A 7,172-nucleotide genomic window follows, 5' to 3' on the forward strand; every position below is an offset into this window, starting at 1 on the left:
AGTCTGAGGCAGAAGCTGGTTCTTCCGAATGTCATTTACCTGGTGTTGGTGGCGGTGACGGTGGTTTTGTTTTACCGGACCGTGTCCATGATCAACGGCCTGAAGGAGGAGCAAGCCACCCTGGCGGCGATAGCGGCGCAGGTGCGGGACGTGTCGCTGGACACGCAGAATTACCTGGCGGGCCGGCACCCGTTCGAGGAACTGCGGACGGGTTACGACGAGTTGGGGACGGCGGCGGGCGAGATCGGCCTCGAGTTGGGCTCGGCGGGGTGCCGCGGGCACGTGCTGGAGTACCAGCGGATCGAGGAGCGGAACGCCGCGATCGAAGGCGAGATCCGCGAGATGATCTACGAGTCGGTCAAGCAGTCGAACATGTACATCTCGCAGGTCGTCCAGAAACTGGCCGACGAGGGGACGGAGGGGCAGGTTTCGAAACTCGAGCGGCTGGTCATCGGCGGGGCGAATGTGAACACCACCTCGAGCCTGGAGGTTCTGATTCGGTACGGCCAGGTCAAGCAGGACCTTGCGTTGAAGGGGGAGTTGCTGTCCTTCCAGGACACGCTGATCAAGAACGTCATGAGCGACCGCGAGATGCTCAAGGATACGCCGTTTGAGGCACTGCCTGTCGCAGCGTTGAAGGCGAACACGCGGATTAAGGAACTCTGCGGCGAGTTCATCGCCAACTGCGAGCGGCAGGTGGACGTCCGGGCGACGCTGGGCGAGGGCATTGAGGCGATGATCGCGGGCATCGACCAGCGCGGGGGGCAGAGGCAGGAACACCTTTTCGCCTCGGTCCGGTACTACCTTGGCATGATCGTGATCATGCTTCTGGCGATTTCGGCGGGCGGGTTGGCGCTGAGTCTGGTCCTGTCCAGCGCGATCACCCGCCGGTTGACCGGCATCATCCACGACATGAACGGGGCGGCTGCGTGCGTCAACGAGGCCTCGGAGCAGATCGCCGGTTCGAGTCAGACGCTGGCTCAGAACACCAACACGCAGGCGGCAAACCTGGAGGAGACCTCGGCATCGGTCGAGGAGATCACCTCGATGGTCCAGAAGAGCGCCGAGAGCAGCCGGCACGCCAACGACATCTCGGTCCAACTCGCCCAGGCCATCGGCAAGAGCCAGGAAGCCATGGCCGAGATGGGCACCGCCATCGACCGGATCAAGAAGTCGTCCGACCAGACGGCCAAGATCATCAAGACGATCAACGAGATCGCGTTCCAGACCAACCTGCTGGCCCTTAACGCGGCGGTCGAGGCGGCGCGGGCCGGCGAGGCGGGCAAGGGGTTCGCGGTGGTGGCCGAGGAGGTGCGGAACCTGGCCCAGCGGTCGGCGCAGGCGGCTGAGAACACCGCGCAGTTGATCGACGAGTCCCGCGGTAACGCCGAGCAGGGCGTCGCCGTCTCGTCGCAGGTCAAGGCCTTACTCGCCGACGTGGTCGAGGGCGTTTCGCGGGTGACCACGCTGATCGGCGACGTCTCGTCCGCCAACAGTCAGCAGGTCACGGGGATCGAGCAGATTAACACGGGGCTCAGCCGTCTCGAGAAGGTCACCCAGGGCACGGCGGCCGACGCCGAGGAAACCGCGGCCGCCAGCGAGGCCCTGGCCAGCCAGGCTTCGCAACTCACCGGCATCGTCCACGCCCTGATCGAGCTGGCCAGCGGGAAAGCCGTAAGCCAAGCGGACACCGCGGCGCACGCGGCGACCGAAGGCCGCACATCGGTCCGCTCCGCCGCGGAATCCGGCGGGGTGGAGGGCGTTTCGGAGCCGGATGCGCTCTAATCAGGCGGCCTGACTCGCCCTACCGAGGCAGGATGTCGTCTTTGGTCAGGCCGTCGATGTAGATCGGGGATTCGGTGAGGTTCAGGACGACGTGGCCGTCGGTGACCGGGGCGGTGGCGGAACCGGACGGTTTAGTTGGCGATGCTACGTCTGTGGGGCCTGCGGCATCCAGTCGGTGGCGCTGACGGGGCCGCTCTTGAAGGACGGGGCGGCATCGTCGTAGAACCAGCTTATCGGCAGGACTCGGAGCTTCAGGCCGCAGAAACCGGTCGGGTAGTCGTAGGTGATGATCGCGTGGCCGCGGACGAAGGTGCAGGATGGATAGGAGCAGTTGAGCGGCCCTGCCGGCTGAACCGGTGCGCACCAGATAACCCGTCCGGCGGCGGGCGGCTCGCCGATCGGAGCCGGCTCGACGCGGGTCTGGTCGTCGAGCGATTCGAGGTTCTTGAAGTGCTGCCAGGTGCGACAGCCGTCCTTGCTGATCGCGCAGGACAGACGATTGCGGACGAATCCCCAGTCGATCTCGGTTTTCGAGGCCTGGTTCCAGATCACCAGGATGTCATCGGAATTGGGCAGACGTTCGAGGCAGATCGGCGAGGTGCTGGCGGCCAGGTCGGTCGGCTCGGGCCGTTCCCAGCTATAGCCCTGGTCCTGCGAAATGGACTGCCATATCCGTCCGCTGTTGTTGCGAAGCATCATCAGGAGCCGCCCGTCGGGCAGTTCGACCGCCGCCGGTTCGCACCCTCCGATGGCTGAGTGCGGAACGGCCAGCGGCGGCCGCGAAAGCTGCCACGTCTCGCCCTCATCGTCGGAGAACATCACCTGACAGACCATGAACATCGGCGGGACGAAGCAGTCGAGGAGCGTGTAGTAGAACGGCAGGATGATCCGCCCGCGGCTTGTGACGAACGAGCGGGCGTCGGTCAGGCCGACGTAGCCTCGCCAGTCGGAGAGCCGCTTGGGTTCGCTCCAGGTCTTGCCGTCGTCGCGGCTCTTGCGCATCATCACGCGGCAGTCGTCGGGACCGTTCTTGCGGCAGTAGAACAGGGCGATATCGCCGGAGGGCAGGCGGAGGAAATCGGTTTCCATCGTCGACTGCTTGGCCTCGTTCTCCAGAATGCGGAAGGATTCGGACCAGGTTCGGCCGAGGTCACGGCTGATCTTGCCGGTGATCCGGCAGGGGCTCCAGTCGTGGCCCTCGCTGGAGTAGAACTCGGACCAGCCCAACAGCAGATCGCCGTTGGTCAGTTCGATCACGTCGGCTTCGCTGTTGCGCGGACTGCTCGGATCGCCGGGAACGACGACCGACTCGTGAAACACCTGCTGTGACATGGTCTGTCCTTTCAAATGGGCCTACGAACGGCAGAGCCAACGGATGGATTTGGGGCCCCAGGAGCCGTGGCGATTCCACATCGCCGCCGCGGTGGAGGCAATCCGAACGCGCAGCGTCCGGCGGCCCGAAGTTACGTCGTTCAGAGCAAACCGGAACGGCGGATGGACCGCCCGGCCGACGGTCCGGCCGTCCAGTTGCAGTTCGATCGGGTCTTCGGCGAAGGTTTCGATCTCAATGCCGACCAGACGCGAGGCCAGGGACTCATCGAGGCCCACCTGAGCCTCCAGGTCAACCAGGCCATAGTAGAGGCTCCAGCCGGCCTGGGAGAGGTCGATCGGCAGGCGGCGCGGACGATCGGAAGGCGGCCAGATGGCGTTGTCGATCAGTTCAAATGCTCCGGCGGCGTAGAGATCGCAGGAGGGCATGGGGTTGCCGTCGAAGAATGCGTCGTTGGCCAGCGTGGTCTCGAAGGCCTCGAAACGCAGCTCACCTTCGATCGTGTTTTCTCCCGCGAGCACCATGTCGCCGATCTCGACCCAGCGGCACGAGCGGTCCCAGATCGGCATGGATCGCGACGCGGCAAGGTCCGCTGCGACCCCGTTGACGCTCAGCGCATCCAGGTGATCGGCTTCGTAGACGATGCCCAGCGGCGAGATCGGCTCGCGAACGTCGAGCCGGCTGCGGAACGGGACCTTCGTGCAGCCGGCCAAGGCCCGCGGCACCGCGAACGCCCGGCTCGGTCCGGCCAGCGATTCGAACCAGAGCTTCTCAGCGGGCAGCCATCGGCCCTCGCCGTCGCGGAACTCCAGGCCGGCCAGGTCGGCGAGGTTGACCCGTTCGGGCCGGATGCGCCAGTCGGCTTCGATTTCGACGGTTTCGGTCGGCGGCTGCGGTGTTGCGTTGGGGATCGGCCGATCGGTGATGCTCACGTAGAGCGTGTGGCGTCCGGGCAGATCGCGTGAAAGTCTGCCGTCCAACTCGGTTACCCGCCCGGCTGACGGCTCCCATTCGCACAGGTGTTTTTGCGATCGGATTTCGACGCGGCGAGATTCCTCCGTCACGTTGCGAAGGGCCAACACGCACCCATCAGCGAAGGCGAAGCGGTACATTCGTACATCCGCTGGGTCACCCTCGCGGTCGATCTCGGCAAGGCCGCTCCATGAGGGCGGCTCGTCTCGCAGCGAGGCCGCCAGATCGGCTGCGGAACCCCGCTTGACGACCGGCGAAAGGGCCGCCAGCACCGCTTGCATCTGCGGCGAATGCGCCTGCTCGTCGGGCACGAGGATCGCCTCGTACGAGGCGTGCGGGAATACCGCCCGACCGCTTTCGGCGCGTCCCTGGGCGAGCGTCTCGGGAAAGACGAACTCGAAGGACTCGCCTGAGGCGTGGATCGCCCGGGCCAGCGTTTCGACCGGGCCGCGGACCTGCTCGTCATCGGCGACGCTGGTAAAGACGTCGAGCTGCTCGATCTGGTCCTGCGGATAGAGGATCGCGTAGCGGACGACCGGGCGGCCCAGGCAGGCCAATCCGACGGATCGGGCGAACGCCTCGCGAAGCTCGCCGTAGAACTCCCACCACGGGGCGTGGTCGAAGATCGCCGGCCAGTAGGTGCGTTTGCGGACGCCGTCGATCTCGCTCTGGAGGCCCATCAGGGCGATCCCGTCGATGCCGTGGATGGCCATCATCTGGGCCTGGCGGAGCATGACGGCGGGCCGAAGGTCCCACGGCGAGATGCCGTAGGCTTCGCAGAAGACTCGCGGCCGTCCGGCGTGCCGGGCGGCGCTGGCGACGAAGATCTGTTCGAGGTACCGCTGGTCGGGCCATCGGCCCCAGCCGAGAAAATCGACACCCGGCTCGTCCATCTCAGCCAGATCCCGCGACGCGCTGCCGCCGAAGCGGACCTGCTGGATGAAGTGGTCTTCACACAGGTGGCCGGTGTACCTGACGCCGTGCTCGCGGCACCAGGCGCCGATGCGGCCGTGGAAGGCTTCGATGTGCTTGTCCTTCACGAGCGTCCAATAGTCGCGCTTGACCCGCGGCTGATCGCAGCCGGCCAGCGCGGGATAGTGCGATTCGATTTCGTAGCCGAAGCGATCGGCGAACCACTCGGGCAGCTTCGGCGTCCACGGCAAGGCCGCCAGGTTCCACATACCGCCGGGATCGTCGCGGGTGGACATCATGAGCATCGGCTCGTCCGTGAAAAAGCCCAGGACCACGCCGCCCTCGAAGAACTCGCGGCACTCGCGGTAGTAGCGCTCGTGCGTCATGTCGATGAAGCACTGGCCGGCCTCGGGCGAAAGCATATCCAGATACCCGCGCTCGGCCCTGGTCCACGGAGCCCCTACCGAGGTCTCCATGAGCCGGTCGCTCTGGACCGGAGCAGCCGTCACGCCGCCGTCGGCCCCCTTCGAGAAATGCAGCACCCACCCGCGATGCTCCGGATGCTCAGCCAGGAGCTTGCCGCCGACCGGACCGCTCGGCCAGCCGTATTCATCGTAGATCCAGACCTTCAGACCCAGACGCCCAGCGGCGGCGAGGGCCAGGCGATAGCGGTCGAAGAAAAGATCGGAAAGGTAATCGACCTCCAGGCCGTGGATGGGATGAATGATGACCTCCGGTATGCCGGCGAGGGCCATCTCGGCCAGCGACTCCTCGATGATCTCGGGAGCCATGCGGCCGTTGAGAAACCAGAAGGCGTTCGGGCGGTAGCGGCGCGAAAGTTGGGACCACTTGCCCGAAAGTTCGTTCAGTGTTGGCAGGTCTTGCATCTTGTCACCGTGATCTGGTGCGGTTTGGATGACAGCTCATCGCGAGAGTTTGACTTCATAGACGCCTCGGACGGAGTTGGCGAGCCACACGCGGCTGCAGGCCGCCAGGTCCTCGACCGTCACGACCCGTTCGGTGAGGCGGCCGGTCGCCAGAAGCTCCGCCCGCATCGTGCCCGGCAGCAGCCCGCACTGAACGGGAGGAGTATACTGCCGGCCGTCGATTTCCACAATGACGTTGGCGATGGTCGACTCGGTTATTTCACGGCGGCGATTCCAGAGGATCACGTCGTCGAAGCCCGGACACGCCGAGCGGGCCTCGTCGTAGACCCGTCGGTGCGTCGTTTTGTGGTACAGGAACGGGTCGGTCCGGTCGACCGGATCGGCGGCCAGGCACACCCGCAGCGGCGGACCGGCGTTTGGCGTGAACGGATGGGCTTCGCAGGCGATCTCGCCGTTGGTCGCCACGAGCAGCCGGACCCGCTGAGGTGTTTGCGCAAAACCCTCTGTCAGTTCGGCCAAGCGTTGACGAACGTCCTGAACGTCCAGGCGGAACGAGAAGTACTCCGCCGAAGCGGCCAGGCGGTCCAGATGGCGATCGAGCAGGTCGTAACCGTCTTCCGGCATCCAGAGCATCGTTTCCAGAAGCTGGAACTCCGGACGGCTGCGGAAGAGGATTTCCGCCTTGGTCCGGCATTCCTCAAACTCGCCGTGCGGATCGGAATCCCAGACGATCCCGCCGCCGACGCCGTATTCGGCGTCGCCGGTTTTCCGGTCGATCAGGACGGTGCGGATGGCGACGTTGAACTGGGCCCGCCGGCCCGGCGCCAGCATGCCGATCGCGCCGGTGTAGACCCGTCGCGGCGCGGTCTCCAGCTCGGCGATGATCTCCATCGTGCGGGCCTTGGGCGCGCCGGTGATCGAGGCGGGCGGAAACGTCGCAGCCAGGATTTCGGCGAAGCCCGCGTCCGTCTCGGCTTCGACCGTCGTGGTCATCTGCCAGAGCGTCGGATACTTCTCGACCCGGTAGAGGTCCGACACCTTCACAGTGTTCGGTCGGGCGATCCGGCCCAGGTCGTTGCGGACCATATCGACGATCATGGCGTTTTCAGCCCGGTTCTTTTCGCAGCGGTGCAGACCGGCCGCCTTCGCCCGGTCGTCGTCGAGGGTCAGCCCGCGCGGCGCGGTGCCCTTCATCGGGCGCGAGTGGATGCGCCGGCCGTCGAGTTCGAAAAAGAGTTCGGGCGAGGCGCTGCAGATGGTCCAGTCGTCGGTGGCCACGTAGGCTG

At 65.7% G+C, this 7,172-nt stretch carries 4 protein-coding genes; 1 reads left to right on the top strand and 3 read right to left on the bottom strand.

From position 1 onward, the window contains the following. Positions 1–1,785, top strand: a 1,785-nt coding sequence (locus GXY33_21730) for a hypothetical protein (GenBank protein NLX07768.1), incomplete at its 5' end; no start/stop codon positions are given. A gap of 144 nt (positions 1,786–1,929) precedes the next feature. Here GXY33_21730 and GXY33_21735 read toward each other — a convergent pair. From GXY33_21735 to GXY33_21745, 3 genes are all read right to left on the bottom strand, one after another. Then, positions 1,930–3,117, bottom strand: coding sequence for an exo-alpha-sialidase (locus tag GXY33_21735; GenBank protein NLX07769.1), 1,188 nt, complete (start codon positions 3,115–3,117; stop codon positions 1,930–1,932). A 21-nt stretch (positions 3,118–3,138) separates the two neighbouring features. Continuing rightward, positions 3,139–5,886, bottom strand: coding sequence for a hypothetical protein (locus GXY33_21740; GenBank protein NLX07770.1), 2,748 nt, complete (start codon positions 5,884–5,886; stop codon positions 3,139–3,141). A 36-nt stretch (positions 5,887–5,922) separates the two neighbouring features. Next, positions 5,923–7,172 (bottom strand): aminodeoxychorismate synthase, component I (locus tag GXY33_21745; protein NLX07771.1); only part of this gene is annotated, 1,250 nt, incomplete at its 5' end.

The organism is Phycisphaerae bacterium (assembly GCA_012729815.1).
In the GTDB taxonomy this organism is placed as follows: Bacteria; Planctomycetota; Phycisphaerae; order JAAYCJ01; family JAAYCJ01; genus JAAYCJ01.

Excerpts from the sequence above, each read along its gene's own strand:
- GXY33_21735 (NLX07769.1), bottom strand. The coding sequence starts at position 3,117 with ATGTCACAGCAGGTGTTTCACGAGTCGGTCGTCGTTCCCGGCGATCCG.
- GXY33_21740 (NLX07770.1), bottom strand. The coding sequence starts at position 5,886 with ATGCAAGACCTGCCAACACTGAACGAACTTTCGGGCAAGTGGTCCCAA.